We start from the raw sequence: 13,582 nt of genomic DNA on the forward strand, positions 1-13,582 counted from the left end.
TCACGGCCTGCACAGTCCCCTTCAAGGTCAGCTGGCCGACGGCGACTTCACCGAAGTCATCAGATCGTCGTTCCAGTCCCCCGTGACCTTGAAGTGGGCAGCCGCACCGAGTTCGAACGCCTCGATGAGGTTGTGGTTGACATAGGCGTAGATCCCCGGCTGTGCGAACGTATAGAGTGCCGCACCTGCCGTGCCGCCCGGGATGAACCAGGTCTCCTGGTCTATGTCGGGCACGTTGGCAAATTTACCGGTGGCCCAGACATATTCGCCGTGGCCGCCGATAAGATGCGGTCGCGTATCGCGGTTGGCCTGCGAATGCACGATGAGAACGGTCTCGCCGACCTTGGCCGTCATCGCATTTTCGCCCGTCAGCGCGCCGACGGCGCCGTTGAAAACGACGTGGGTCGGTGTCAACGTCCTCATGACGGCGAGCGTATCCTCGTAGGCCTCGCCGGGGCTGTCATACTTCTTGAATTTGCCGTTCTCGTCACGTGGAATGTAGAAGTCCTGCTCGCCGACATAGTAGATCTTGTCGTAGACGAGAGGTTTCCCATGGCCGTCGGTGAGACCTTCACGCGGAAGAACCATGATTGCGCCATTCATCCCCGATGTGACATGCCAGGGCACCATGCCGGGAGGTGCGCAGTGGTAGACAAAGACGCCGGCCTTCGTCGCCTTGAAGCGCAGGACGGTGCTTTCGCCGGGATTGACGACCGTCAGCGCACCGCCGCCAAGACCGCCGGTCGCGGCGTGAAAGTCGATATTGTGCTGCATGGTGTTCGTTTCAGGATTGACCAGCGTCAACTCCACATAATCGTCCTGGTGGACGACCATCAGCGGGCCGGGCACCGACCCGTCGAACGTCATCGCGTTCACCTCGGTCCCATCTTTGTCGAGCACCATCTTCTTTTCCTGGATGGTCAGCGTGAATTCCTTGATCTTCGAGCCACCCTCGGCCTTCTGGCTATGCGAGTGGACGAAGGGTGGCTTGACCAGCTCGACCTTCTCGCGCTGAAGTTTGGCGAGGTCGGCGGTCGGCGCTTTTCTGGGTGCGTTCGCTGCCATCAGCTCCTCGGCATGAGCGGAACTATTAACGATGAGGATAGGCGTCAGCGCTCCTGCGACAGCAGCGCCCGTAAGCATCGTGCGACGGGTCATTTGCAGAGTATTCGTCATCTCTAATCTCCTGTAGTCGAAGAGCGAGCGCATGCCGCCCGGTCGAGAAGCAAAATAGTAGAAACCCCACTGGACTCTTTGATTTGGAGCAAACTGACTGCTTGTGTCAGCGCAAAGTTCTGCCGCCGCTATTTGCGTAATCTCAACGACCACCCCGACAATCTTTGGCATTTCTGTGTGGTCAATTTGGAGACATGGAAATGAAAAACACTTCGGATGCCGCGCGAGATCTTCCGCGCGGCATGTCGCGAACCGGACCGGTGCTCTTCTCCTACGGCTTCCGGCCCTTCTTTCTGGCATCGGCGCTCTTTGCCATCGCAAGCATCGACATATGGGTTGCCCATCTCAGCTTCGGGGTCCCTGTCGCACCGGATTACGGTACATTATACTGGCATGCGCATGAGATGCTGTTCGGTTTCGCGCCAGCGGTTCTGGCCGGGTTCCTGCTGACGGCGATCCCGAACTGGACCGGCCGCCTGCCGATCGCCGACAGGCCGCTTGCCATGTTGTTTGCGATCTGGTGCGCCGGTCGTATCGCCATGCTGCTCAGCGGTTCGATCGGGATCGTCCTTGCAACCGCTATCGACAGCCTGTTCCTGCCGGTGATGCTCCTCGTCTGCGCGCGCGAGGTCGTGGCTGGAAAAAAGTGGAAGGACTTGAAGGTCATCGCCGGGCTTTTTGTCCTCTCGCTTGCAAATGTCCTCTTTCACATCGCCGTCATCGAGGGCATAGGGCCCGAACTTGCGATACGTCTTGGGATCGGCGCCTACGTGCTGCTCGTGACGATCGTCGGAGGCCGGATCCTGCCGAGCTTCACCCGTAACTGGATCAATCAGTCCGGCCGCACGGACTTCCCCGTGCCCTATAACAGTTTCGATGCGGCAACCATCATCATCGGGGCGGTCGTGCTCGTTCTATGGGCATGCGCGCCTGATGCCACCGCAACATGCGGGACGGCGGCGGTGGCAGCGGTCCTAAACACGATCAGGCTTATTCGCTGGCGCGGCTGGACCACCTGGCCTGAATCCATTCTGTTTGTCCTGCACGCCACTTTCTTATTCGTGCCGATTGGATTTGCTGCCATTTCACTTCAGGCATCCGGATTGCTGCCCGAAGTGGCCGTGCTCCATATCTTCGCGATCGGCACGATTTCGATGATGATGCTCGCAGTGATGACGCGGGCAACACGCGGCCATACCGGGCGGAGGCTAAAATCAAGCCGGATGACCAATATATCCTATGTGTTGCTTGGCTGCGTCGCGCTCGTCCGGCCGCTTGCCGAACTCATCCCTACGCTGAGCACGGAGATCCTTGCTCTGGCAGGGATCGGCTGGACGGCGGCCTTCGGTTTGTTCGTGGTGGAACACGGCCCCCTTTTGTGGTCGGGACGCAAGCCTCTGACGATGAGGGGAGGGTGATCCTGCTTTAAGCGCCCCAGCTTGGCAGCTGGGGCGCTGCATGCATCCAGGCCCTCGCGCAGGGCTATGGCGCGAAGGCTCAAATGAGAAATGGCCGCGAGCAAGCCGGCAGTTTTGCGTTGGAGTTGCGCAAACCGTCAATGGGCGGTCTGCGAATGCGCGCCGCCGCGTTGGGAGATGCCGCCCAGCGCCTTGCCTGTTTCCTTGGCACTGCCTTTCATGGCGAGATCGCCAAGCGAGATGATGCCGACGAGCCGCTTTTTTCGGTTCAGTATCGGCAACCGTCGGACTCGAAGATCACCCATATTATGAAGAACGTCTTCCACGTCTTCATCCTCGAAGCAGTATTTGACATCGGTACTCATCACGTCTCGTACCTTTGTCTTCGGGCCTCTTCCCTCTGCCACGCCGCGGATCGCGATGTCGCGATCGGTGATCATGCCGACCAGCCGGTCATTCTCACCCACCGGGAGAACGCCTGTGTCGAGACGTCCCATCATCAAGGCGACATCCTGCAATGTATGCTCCGGATCGGTGATCTGGACGTCCGTCGTCATGCAATCGCTGATTTTCATGATAACCTCATGATAACCTCCCTCAGGTTGCCCACGCCGAATAGCTTGGGCTTAACAAAAAATAACGTGCACCAGTCGGAAACGTTCCGGACGCGAGGCCAGCAGACATCGTGCAAAGCTCGCTTTGCGGCCACTGTGGAGCGTCAAAGCGGGCCATATGTTTCGGGCGTGCATCGCTCAGCCGCGCTCGCCTCACGACGTCATGCGCAAAAACCGCATTTCTTCGCTGAGCACGCAGCCGTCTTCGCTGACGATCGCAACCCAGATCCGATTGCCGATGCGGACGGAAAGACGCCGCTTGCCGGCGTCGGCACCAGTGCCGACCTCCACTCTCGAGCGGACGAGACCGCGGCGCAGATGATCCATGAGAAGGTCTGGCGCAAGGTTGAAACGGTTGGCAAGGACGGCAGCATCGACGATGGGGCTGCCGTCTGTCTGCAATCCGAACAGCCCCGTCCTATCCACCGTGTCTTCGCTCATGGGCTTCCAACCAGAAGGGAGGCAGACTAACCGTCCCAATTCGATATGATTCTGCTCGTCGGGCGGCAGTTCCGCCATCCGAAAGATGTGACCCTAAAGCGATCATGTCCTCGGCAGACCGAAGAGCGAGACCATATCCGGCGACCAGGCGGGTTCGTAGACGAGGTCGACGACGGCTCGGCTTACGCCGTCAATATCCTCAACCCGCTGACGCACTGCATCCGCAATATAGCCGGAGGCCGGACAGAAACGGGTCGTCGTCGTCATCTTGATCTTCGCGACTGCGGGCTCGGTCATATCGATTTCGTAAACCAGACCGAGATCGATGATACTCGTTCCCATCTCGGGGTCTTCTATCTCGCGCAGCGCATTGCGAACGTCCTGTTCCGTCACCTCAGGCACCAGCATTGTTCTGTTCTCCCGTGGTCGTCCTGATCATGATCCGGTAGGTCTTGCCGGACGAATCGAAATTGCCGATCCATTCGTGGCCCCGTGCCTTCAATTCGTTGAAGAGGAAGACGGGTTCTCGGTTGAGAAGGGCAAACAGAACCTCGCCGTCCTCCATCATCTCCAGCCGGGACAAAATGCGCTCCATCGGCTCGGGCGGGGCAAGGTCGGTCAGATCGAGGTTCCAGACCGGCTCGGGCCAGACCGCTTCCGTCGCGGCGACGGCGGGTTCCGATCGCTGAATGGGCTTGTTCGGGATGAAATCGATTTCCCAATCATCTTCAGCCAGACGCGTTGCGACATGTGAATAGCCGCGTTTTTCAAGTTGGCGGATCAAAGGGACGGGCTCGAATATTGCGCGTAGCTTCAGACCCTCATCGGGATCGAGGCCGGCGAATGCATCCATGATGAGCTGGAATGGCATGCCGCCATCGCGCAGGATCTGTCGGACGTCGAGTTCACGGAACTGAACCATTGGCGTTACCTCTTTGGTTTGCGGCGACGAACAGCGCCGGTTTGTGAAATGGTGCGGTCTTAATCTCTGGTTCTACATTCGCGAGCGCGCGAGCGAGCACCAGCTCGATGATAAGAGCGAGCGTCGATGCGGTTTGAACCACCGCGAACACACGAAAACCCAAGTCCCATCCAGCGCAGAGCGCGGCCGCAGCGCCGACTACCGAGACGTAGAAGAGGCCAAGCCAGACCCCGGCCCGGCGTCCGTTGATCAGTTCGCCAAGCTTTGGCGTCGGCCTGCGGCCAAGAAGCGGGCCGAAGGCCTCGATCCAAGTGAGGAATGGAACGATCTTCAGCAACTGGGCGAGACCGAAGCCTGTGAGCCACCCGAACACGAAAAGATAGACTATTGCCGATATGATACGTGTCTCGGCACCGAGGAAAAGGGACAACGCAAGAAGGGAAACGGAGAGGCCGAGCATCGCGAAGGCCGGCAGCGATCCCAGCGTATTCAGCTCGAGCGTGGGGCGGCGCCTGGCGCGATATGTTCCGTAAATTTCGAAGAGATAGGCGGCTACGATCAGCCCAAACAGCACCGCGGCCGACAGGAAAACGGCGCGCGCAAAATCGGGTTCGACGACCGCGGCGATCGCTGCCACCGACAGGAGAAGGACCGCCAGCGTGCTCGATCGGCGAATGAGCTGCGCCTTGCGCATATCGTTGGACAGTAGGAACATCGGAAGCAACTTGTAGCTGACGCCGATCGCCGCAAAGGTCATCCAACCGCCGAGGCCGAAACTCGCATGAAAAGCGACCGCATCCATGCCATAGGCGACGATTTCGGGTGCTTCCAACTGGCCGGAGATCGTCAACGCAAACAGGGCGCCGAAGGCCGTCGTGACGAGCAGGCATCCGATACCGACGAGAACGATGAGGGAGGCGGCATGCACGCGTCTTCCCCGCCAGAGCAGGGCGGACAAGGATAGCGAAACAGCGGCGATCGAGAGTGAAATCGTCGCGGACGCGGCAAACATGACGGGACCGGCCGCAACGGAACCGAGGCTGATCAGGTGAAAGCCGAGCATGAGAAGTGCCGGACCGGCGACCATGCCGGCGAATGCAATCAGATCGAAGCGGCCGGCTGGTCTGTCATTGCCTGTCAGGACCGGCGCGAACTGGAACAATGATCCGATCATCAGAAGCAAAAGCCATCCGAGCGTCACGGCATGCACGATGGCAAGCGCTCCAGGTTCGGCGACGTCTAGGGAGGGCGTCCAGACGCCTGCTGCCAGCAGGCACTCCGCCAGCAGCAGGTAAGACAGTGCCGCGCCGAAATACGACATCGTCCACCGCGACAGAGTCGCGCCCACTGGCATCATGGCGCGTCTCCTGCGCTAGTGGCTGCCGCAGCAGCAGTCGCAACCCGAATCGAGGCGGGTAATCTCCACGCGCCACACGTCCGGTCCCTGTTCCAGATATTCGAAGGAGAATTTTCCGGGCAGGGCGGTGTCGAGCTGGTACTGCGGAGGGCGGGGCTCGTGGTCGCTGGTAATGTGGACGCTCTGGCCCGGTGTCAGCGAATTCAACGTGCCGAAGATCCGGGGATGACGCTCGATGGGCGGCAGGATCCGCACATCGATGTGCGCAATCGTCGTCTGCGTGGCTGGCGCGTCTGTCATTATGGCTGTTTCCTTCTGCCGCGGAATGACTGATGACCGGACCGCGGCGCATCCCGTGTCGAGGCGGAAGATAGCCGGGTGCGGGTCGGGCGACTTTGACAGCGAGCAAACAGCCGCACGATTGTTGCCGCCGGACTCGGGCGGCGGCCGAACTTGCTATTGTCAACTTTACGCGGGTCGTTGTTGATCCAGGACAAGGAAGCTTGCCCCTTCGTCGGCTTATGAACATCATGATAGTCTCATGAAGGAAGCCGAAATGTCCGATGTCCTGGTCGCCAAATATGGCGAGGCCCGCCTGCCGCGTTACACCAGCTATCCGACCGCGCCTGCGTTTTCGCCGGTCGTCGGGCCGCAGCAATATGCGCATGGTCTTTCCGACGTCGCAGCTTCCGGACCCGTCTCCGTGTACCTGCACGTTCCCTTCTGTCGCTCCATGTGCTGGTATTGCGGCTGCCACACGACGATCACGCGCCAGGATGCACCCGTGCTGGAATATCTCGATGTCCTGAGCCAGGAGATCGAACTCGTATCACAGGCAGCCCGAAACGAGGTTCCGGTCAAAAACGTTCATTTCGGCGGCGGCACGCCGACGATCATGAAGCCGGACGAATTTTCGAGCCTGATGGACAAGCTCAAGAGCGCGTTCCAGTTTACCGGCGACAGCAGCGTTGCAGTCGAGATCGATCCGCGGACGCTGTCGGGTGCAATGATTGCCGCTCTCGGCGAGAACGGCGTCGACCGCGCAAGCCTCGGTGTCCAGAGTTTCGACCCGGTCGTTCAGAAAGCAATCAACCGGATACAGAGCTTGGAGCAGACGCAGGCGGCTGTGACGGGGCTCAGGGGTTACGGTGTGACGAGCATCAATTTCGACCTCATCTACGGGCTCCCCTATCAGACCATCCAATCCTGCATCGAAACGGTAAGAACGGCTGTCGAGTTGCGGCCCGAACGTTTCGCAGTCTTCGGATATGCCCATGTGCCGGCCTTCAAGAAGCATCAGCGGCTGATCGATGAAGCAGCGCTGCCCGATGCCGCGCAGCGCAACGAGCAGGCCGAGGCGATTGCACAGGAACTTGAGAGCGCCGGTTATGTTCGTGTCGGTCTTGATCATTTTGCATTGCCCGACGATCAGCTCGCGATCGCCTCGGTTTCGGGAACCCTGCGGCGGAACTTCCAGGGCTACACGACCGATGAATGTGAAACCTTGATCGGGCTCGGCGCGTCGGCGATTGGCCGGCTGCCTGATGGCTACGTCCAAAACCATGTCGCTCTTGGTCGTTACGCAGAGCGGATCAGTTCGGGAATCCTCGCGACTGCCAAGGGATATGAGCTGACCGATGAAGACAAATTTCGGGCGAGAGTGATCGAACGGCTGATGTGCGACTTCAAGGTCGATCTGGCAAAGCTTGGCGCGGAGGCCGGCTATGATGCCGGCTTTCTCCTCGAGCGGAACGACCGGCTGGACAGCCTCGCGTCGGATGGTGTGGTGACGATCGAGAATGGCCGCGTCACCGTCTCGAAGGAGCATCGCTTCATGGTCCGCGCCGTCGCAGCAGCCTTCGACGCCTACTTCGGTTCCTTCGGCCGGACGCACAGCAAGGCGGCATGATCTCTTCCTGACGGCCATGTTTCGATAGGCGGCCGGTGACAACGGCGATATGCCCGCCGGCCATCCTCCCCAAAATCAGAAAAACCAGGCTGGAAGCGATTCCGCCTGGTTTCTGCGCGTGAAAAGGCTCGGCTTTTCGCTTTGCTATGCCGTCAAGCTCCGGTAGATCGCCGGCAGTGCGCTCGGCAATTTCGAGATGTTCGACACGAGGGCAAACCCGGATCTGCCGAAGATGGCCGGAAGATAGTCGCCGGCGCTGCGGTCGACGGTCACGGCAAAGACGGCCTGTCCTTTCGTGCGAGCCTCCATGACGGCTTTGCGGCTGTCTTCGAGGGCGAAGCGACCCTCGTAGTGATCGACGTCGTTGGGCTTGCCATCTGTCAGGATAAGCAGCAGCTTCTTTCTTGCGCCGTCGCTCTCTAATTGCCTCGATATGTGCCGGATGGCCGCTCCCATGCGCGTGTAATATCCGGGCTTGAGATTTGCGATGCGGCTGGCAGTCCTGGCAGAAAAAGTCTCGTCAAAATCCTTGATCGTGTCGACGCGGACCCAGTCACGGCGCCGTGACGTAAAGGTTTGAATGGCGAAGCGGTCGCCGCACGATTGTAGGCCACGGGCAAGGACGTCGAGCGCCTGCATTTCGACGTCAAGAACCCTGCGATTGTCGACCCAGGAGTCCGTCGACAAGGAGACATCGACGAGGATCGAGGTCGCAAGTTCGTGACTGGCGGGGCGGGCACATCCGTAGATGCGGTCATCCGGCTGGCCGGTGGCGATGAAGTCGATGCGGGAGCGGATGGTCGCTTCGAGATCGATCTGGTCCCCGTCCAGTTGTGCCCTTCGCAGCTCCCGCTTCGGGCGCAGCGTCTCGAACTGGCGCCTGACCTTGCGCACAAGAGCGGCGTCGCTGACGATTGACTGATCCACCTTGTCTGAGGGCGAGCCGACCACCACGCGGCAGTGGTCGGCAAGATATCGGCTCTTCCGGAAATCCCATTCCGGATAGGTGAATTCGCCGGCTATCGTTGCGGGGTCGACGGCCTCAGGCGAGAGGTCCAAATCGAAATGAAATTTGGACTTCGGCCGTTCGCGCGTTTCGCTGAGCGAGATCTCCTCGAGCTCATCGGCCGCCGCCGGATCATCCTCCTCGCTGTCATCGCTTGGGCGATCGACATTGACCATCTCAGCCATGGCGAGGATTTTCTCGAAGCGGTTCAATATGAAAGGATCGCGCTTGCGGTCGTCGGCGTCGCGTTTGCGTGTCGCCTCATGCGATGGCCGCGCCCGTTGGTCGTCACCCGCTTGATCCGACGGAAGGTCATCGCGCTCTGACGAGTGCGTCTCACTGCAGCCCCTGAAATCCGGCCAGATCGGCAAAGGCAGCATCGGCAGATAACCGGCAGGGGCGGCACGTATCTTCGGGAGGATGGCGTCGGGAAGGGAATGGTGCAAGGGAACGGTGAGTGCCAGCTGGGCGAATTCCTCGATCCACCGTTCGGCCTGAGGAAGCGTTCCGCGTCTGCGGCAGCCAAGCAGCGCCTGGGTCAGCCGCACATAGCGTGCCGTCATGCCTGGGAATCTCTGGATGACCAGAGCGGAATTTTCCCGACCCCTCTCGATCCGCCAGAGGTCGGCGAGAGCCGGATCGGCAGGGGACAAAGCGCACGGTGCGGTCGCCACATAGGCGGCCAGCCAGAAGTAGAGATCCCGATTGAGCGCACGGTCGTCGAAAAGATCGATGGTCGCCGGCAGATGGATCGCCGTGCCGTCCCAACTCGGATGATCCGATCTTTCTTCGCCGAGGCCGATGACTTGCCTTAGCCGCAGTCTGTGCAGTGAGGTTTTCTGTCTTGCCCTCTGGATCTGCAACGTCGCGTCCCCGCCAAAAGCCCTGAAGCAGACGGCAAGCTGCAGTCTGAGATCGGCGAGGTGAACGGCTTGAGCAGGATGATGCGGCCATGAACTGGTGTCGCCGACCAGCCGATGCCAGGCACGCCCCACCGTCTCCTCGAGTTCCAGAAATTCCAGCATGTTCCACCTATCCGATCGTAGCCCTGGCGACCTCAACCAGGGCGGCCTTGACGTCCGGTTCGTCTGTCAGCGGCTCTATGATGGCCGCCCGCACAGCGTCGATCGTCGGCAGGCCGGCGTCTATGAGAGTGGCGCAGTAGATCAGCAGGCGGGTCGAAACACCTTCCTCCAGATCCTGGCCCTTGAGAGCCCGCAGCCGCCGGGCTAGTTCGACGATTGGCGCGACCTTGCCCTCCGCAAGACCGCTTTCGAGCGACACCGTGGCGATTTCCCGCTCGCGCGGCAGGAAATCGAATTCGATCGAGACGAAGCGCTGACGCGTACTGGGCTTCAGCGCTTTCATCAGGTTCTGGTAGCCGGGATTATAGGAGACGACGACCATGAAACCGGGACCGGCTTCCAGGACTTCGCCGGTCCGCTCGAGCGGCAGGATGCGGCGGTCGTCCGTCAACGGGTGGAGAACCACCGTCACGTCCTTGCGCGCCTCGACGATTTCATCGAGGTAGCAGATACCGCCGTCCCGAACGGCCTTGGTCAACGGGCCATCCCTCCAGACCGTTTCGCCGCCCTTGAGAAGATATCGGCCGGTAAGATCGGCAGCCGTCAGGTCGTCGTGGCAGGAGACTGTCGATAAAGGCAGGCCGAGGCGAGCGGCCATGTGCTGCACGAAGCGTGTCTTGCCGCAGCCGGTCGGCCCTTTCAGGAGTATCGGGAGCTGCCGCGTCCAGGCGTGTTCGAAGAGTGCGCACTCGTTTCCCTGAGGCGCGTAGTGCGGGATCTCGACGTCCGGATTAAGCGGATGATTGAAGGCTATCGTCATCTTTGTTCTCCAGGAAAATGGCCCGCCTTATTCGGCGGGCTGAACGACTGGGCTTGCGACGCGCGTTCGTCCGGGGACGAGCAGCGACCAGATGAACATCAGGGCGCTGATGAACACGAAGATGCCGGAGCCAAGTCGCACCCAGTAGAAGAGGGCGAGCTGATCCTGGACGTCCATGTATGACTGGCCGAGAACCCGCTGCAGGTGCACCTGAATGATGCCTGCAAAAGTAAGTGCGAAGGTCATGACCGACATGGCAGTGCACATGATCCAGAAACTGGCGATCGACAGCCATTGATTATAGGGGGTGCGGCCGCGGATCTGCGGGACGGCATAGGCCATCGCTGCAAGATTGAGCATCACGTAGGCGCCGAAAAACGCAAGATGTCCGTGGGCTGCGGTGACCTGCGTGCCATGGGTATAATAGTTGACCGACGAGAGCGTATGCAGGAAGCCCCAGACTCCTGCGCCAAAGAAGGCCATGACCGAGCAACCGATCGACCAGAGAAGAGCAGCCTTATTCTCGTGCTTACGGCCGGCCCGCCAAGTCATGACGAAGGTGAAGACGACCATGGTGAAGAAGGGTGCTACCTCGAGCGTCGAGAAAAGCGACCCGATCCACTGCCAGTAACCGGGGGCGCCGATCCAGTAATAATGGTGGCCGGTGCCGAGGATGCCGGAAAAAAGCGCCAGACCGATGATGACGTAGAGCCACTTTTCGACCACTTCCCGGTCGATGCCGTTCAGCTTGATCATCAGGAAAGCGAGCACCGACGCCATGATCAGTTCCCAGACGCCCTCGACCCACAGATGGACGACATACCACCAGTACATCTTGTCGAGTGCGAGATTGACGGGATTGTAGAAGGCGAAGAGGAAGAAGATCGCGACACCCCACAGACCGAAGAGGAGGATGTTGGTGATTGTCGTCTTGCGTCCCTTGAGCGCGGTCATGGTGACGTTGAAGAGGAACATCAGCGCGACGATCACGATTCCGACCTTGATCGCGAAGGGCTGTTCCAGGAATTCTCGGCCTTCGTGAATATGGAAGAGATAGCCGACGACGGCGACTGCTGCGGCTATCAGGAAGATCCAGAACTGCGCGATTGCGATCCTGGTGCTGTAGAGTTCGGTTTCGCATTCTTCCGGCAGCAGGAAATAGGTCGTTCCCATGAAGCCCATGAGCAGCCAGACAATCAGCGCATTGGTATGGATCATGCGCACGATGTTGAAGGGCAGTTCGACAGATAGCGTATTGGGCAGCACGTAGATGGTGCCGGCGAGCACGCCGAACAGGAGCTGGGCCATGAACAGGCCGAGAGCTCCGTAAAAATAGAGCATTGCGACGCTCTGGGTCTTGTACTTCATTTTCATAGCCTCTCGCTGTCAGCCGGCCTGGTTCGGGGGCCAGTTCTGAGTGTTGGTCTTGCTGACCCATTCGAGGAAATCGGCGAGGTCATCGACCTCCTGGTCCGTCAGGTTGAATTGCGGCATCTGCCGTCGACCCTCGATGCCGGAGGGTTGCGCCGCCATCCACGCGTGGAGCGCTTCGCGGGCATTCGCCGGATCCTTGTCGCCACCCCAGCGGATCCAGACATTCGAAAGTTCAGGTGCGAAATAGGCGCCTTCGCCATCGAGCGTGTGGCAGTTGATGCAGGCGTTCTTTTCCCAGATGTGTTTCCCGCGGGCGACGCTTTCCGTCAGCCTGGTCTCATCGGTGGAGACCGTGCGGATGTAATAGTGACTGTGGGCCGTCAGGCCTACGAATATGGCGAAGAAAAATGCCGACCCGCCGTAGAACACGTTTCGGGCCGCGGTTTTTGTCAGGCGTTCAGCCATTGATCATCCTTTCATGTCAGTGGCGGTGCCGCCGTGACGTCGGAAATCGAGCCAGCGGGCTCGCTGGAAGGGAATGGCGGAATTCGACCGGGTGCTCTTTGCTCATTCGCAAGCAAGCCGACGAATGTACCAGCAGAATGCGCAGTCGGACATGCCAGCAAAGCCGCAGCCGCAGCCGCTTGCAGGTGCGCCCAGTTTTTTAGAAAGAGGAACGAAACGTCAGACAGACAATTGCAAGGCGGTACGCGCGATCGCAATCAGCAGCACGAATCCCGCCCAGGACCATAAGGCAGCGGTCAAGGGCGTGTTGGCTCCGCGAAGCCCGAGAAAATCCAATACGACAAGCCGGACCTTGATGACGGCAATCGTTGCGATCATCGCTGCGGTCAAGGCCGACGGTATTCCGTCCGGCAGAGCGTGCGTCAAGACGAACATGCATCCCGTCAGGGCGAGCAGAAGCAGCAGGGCGCGCGAGCAATTCGGGTGATCGGAATGCCTCATAACAGATAGATCACCGGAAACATGACGAGCCAGACGATGTCGATCACATGCCAGAGCGTGATGATCAGATGGATGTTCTCGCGGGTCGGAAAGACTGCGACGAGGACGAGAATTATCGATCCAAACGCCACATGCGTCAGATGAAACCCGGTGATGAGAAGATAGAGCTGCGAGAAGGGATCCCCGGAAAGAAGTGACGCACCTTCGAACACATATTCCAGGCATTTGAGACCGGCGAAGACGACCCCTCCCAGGGCCGCCACAAGCAGCATCAAACGCCGGCCAGAGACTGCGCTCTGCTCAGCTGCTCTGGCGGCAAACCAGCCGCTTGCCAGAAGTACGATCGTGTTGACGACCGGCAGGATATGATGAAGCTTCGCCTTGCCGGCTGCGAATGTTTCCGGTTGCAGCGCGGAGGCGACGACGAAGGCCGTCAACAGGGCTCCGAAGGCGACAAGTTCGCTCCAGGCAAGGATCCATACCAGCAGATCGCCACTATCGGTATCGCGCGTCTCGCGACTTGAGATTATCGAGGTCATGTTCTCAAGCTTATG

Annotated in this window: 15 protein-coding genes; 2 read left to right on the forward strand and 13 right to left on the reverse strand. The window is 59.8% G+C overall.

Translation table 11 applies throughout. From position 1 onward, the window contains the following. Positions 1–27 precede the first annotated feature (27 nt). Positions 28–1,176, reverse strand: coding sequence for a copper-containing nitrite reductase (gene nirK, locus FHT78_RS19975; RefSeq protein ID WP_183747884.1), 1,149 nt, complete (start codon positions 1,174–1,176; stop codon positions 28–30). A gap of 200 nt (positions 1,177–1,376) precedes the next feature. Between nirK and FHT78_RS19980 the strand changes: the two genes are divergently transcribed. Continuing rightward, positions 1,377–2,594 carry an NnrS family protein gene (locus FHT78_RS19980; RefSeq protein WP_183747887.1) on the forward strand — a complete coding sequence of 406 codons (1,218 nt, stop codon included), beginning with the start codon at positions 1,377–1,379 and terminating at the stop codon, positions 2,592–2,594. Positions 2,595–2,731: 137 nt separating this feature from the next. Here FHT78_RS19980 and FHT78_RS19985 read toward each other — a convergent pair whose 3' ends face one another. From FHT78_RS19985 to FHT78_RS20010, 6 genes are all read right to left on the reverse strand, one after another. Continuing rightward, positions 2,732–3,169: a CBS domain-containing protein gene (locus tag FHT78_RS19985; protein WP_183747890.1), complete on the reverse strand. Its 438-nt coding sequence runs from the start codon at positions 3,167–3,169 to the stop codon at positions 2,732–2,734. A gap of 192 nt (positions 3,170–3,361) precedes the next feature. Continuing rightward, positions 3,362–3,649, reverse strand: coding sequence for a DUF6522 family protein (locus FHT78_RS19990; protein ID WP_246715383.1), 288 nt, complete (start codon positions 3,647–3,649; stop codon positions 3,362–3,364). Positions 3,650–3,751: 102 nt separating this feature from the next. Then, complete coding sequence (locus tag FHT78_RS19995) at positions 3,752–4,057, reverse strand: metal-sulfur cluster assembly factor (RefSeq protein ID WP_183747893.1); 306 nt, start codon at positions 4,055–4,057, stop codon at positions 3,752–3,754. Next, a complete protein-coding gene (locus tag FHT78_RS20000; protein WP_183747896.1) occupies positions 4,044–4,571 on the reverse strand; it encodes a DUF2249 domain-containing protein in 528 nt (175 codons plus the stop codon). Before FHT78_RS20000 ends, FHT78_RS19995 begins: the two co-directional genes overlap by 14 nt. Continuing rightward, a complete protein-coding gene (locus FHT78_RS20005; RefSeq protein ID WP_183747898.1) occupies positions 4,555–5,928 on the reverse strand; it encodes a hypothetical protein in 1,374 nt (457 codons plus the stop codon). Before FHT78_RS20005 ends, FHT78_RS20000 begins: the two co-directional genes overlap by 17 nt. A 15-nt stretch (positions 5,929–5,943) precedes the next feature. Next, the gene (locus tag FHT78_RS20010) at positions 5,944–6,228 is read right to left on the reverse strand and encodes a DUF2249 domain-containing protein (protein WP_183747901.1); all 285 of its coding nucleotides are present in this window, start codon (positions 6,226–6,228) and stop codon (positions 5,944–5,946) included. A 256-nt stretch (positions 6,229–6,484) separates the two neighbouring features. Here FHT78_RS20010 and hemN point away from each other — a divergent pair, with 256 nt between their 5' ends. Next, the gene (gene hemN / locus FHT78_RS20015) at positions 6,485–7,837 is read left to right on the forward strand and encodes an oxygen-independent coproporphyrinogen III oxidase (RefSeq protein WP_183747904.1); all 1,353 of its coding nucleotides are present in this window, start codon (positions 6,485–6,487) and stop codon (positions 7,835–7,837) included. A gap of 144 nt (positions 7,838–7,981) precedes the next feature. Here the strand turns inward: hemN and FHT78_RS20020 are convergent, their stop codons facing one another. The 6 genes from FHT78_RS20020 to FHT78_RS20045 all read right to left on the reverse strand — a co-directional run bounded on the left by FHT78_RS20020 (position 7,982) and on the right by FHT78_RS20045 (position 13,567). After that, positions 7,982–9,868, reverse strand: coding sequence for a VWA domain-containing protein (locus tag FHT78_RS20020; RefSeq protein WP_183747906.1), 1,887 nt, complete (start codon positions 9,866–9,868; stop codon positions 7,982–7,984). Positions 9,869–9,875: 7 nt separating this feature from the next. Continuing rightward, positions 9,876–10,688: a CbbQ/NirQ/NorQ/GpvN family protein gene (locus FHT78_RS20025; RefSeq protein ID WP_183747910.1), complete on the reverse strand. Its 813-nt coding sequence runs from the start codon at positions 10,686–10,688 to the stop codon at positions 9,876–9,878. Between the two features lie 27 nt (positions 10,689–10,715). Then, positions 10,716–12,056, reverse strand: coding sequence for a cbb3-type cytochrome c oxidase subunit I (locus FHT78_RS20030; protein ID WP_183747913.1), 1,341 nt, complete (start codon positions 12,054–12,056; stop codon positions 10,716–10,718). 18 nt (positions 12,057–12,074) lie between these two features. Continuing rightward, positions 12,075–12,527 (reverse strand): cytochrome c, encoded by a 453-nt coding sequence (locus FHT78_RS20035; RefSeq protein ID WP_183747916.1) that lies wholly within the window; start codon positions 12,525–12,527, stop codon positions 12,075–12,077. Positions 12,528–12,746: 219 nt separating this feature from the next. Beyond that, positions 12,747–13,028: a cytochrome C oxidase subunit IV family protein gene (locus tag FHT78_RS20040; protein WP_183747919.1), complete on the reverse strand. Its 282-nt coding sequence runs from the start codon at positions 13,026–13,028 to the stop codon at positions 12,747–12,749. Continuing rightward, positions 13,025–13,567, reverse strand: coding sequence for a cytochrome c oxidase subunit 3 (locus FHT78_RS20045; RefSeq protein ID WP_183747923.1), 543 nt, complete (start codon positions 13,565–13,567; stop codon positions 13,025–13,027). The genes FHT78_RS20040 and FHT78_RS20045 overlap by 4 nt, the downstream gene beginning before the upstream one ends. Positions 13,568–13,582 lie beyond the last annotated feature (15 nt).

The sequence above is a fragment of the Rhizobium sp. BK196 genome (assembly GCF_014193255.1).
Classification (GTDB): domain Bacteria; phylum Pseudomonadota; class Alphaproteobacteria; order Rhizobiales; family Rhizobiaceae; genus Rhizobium.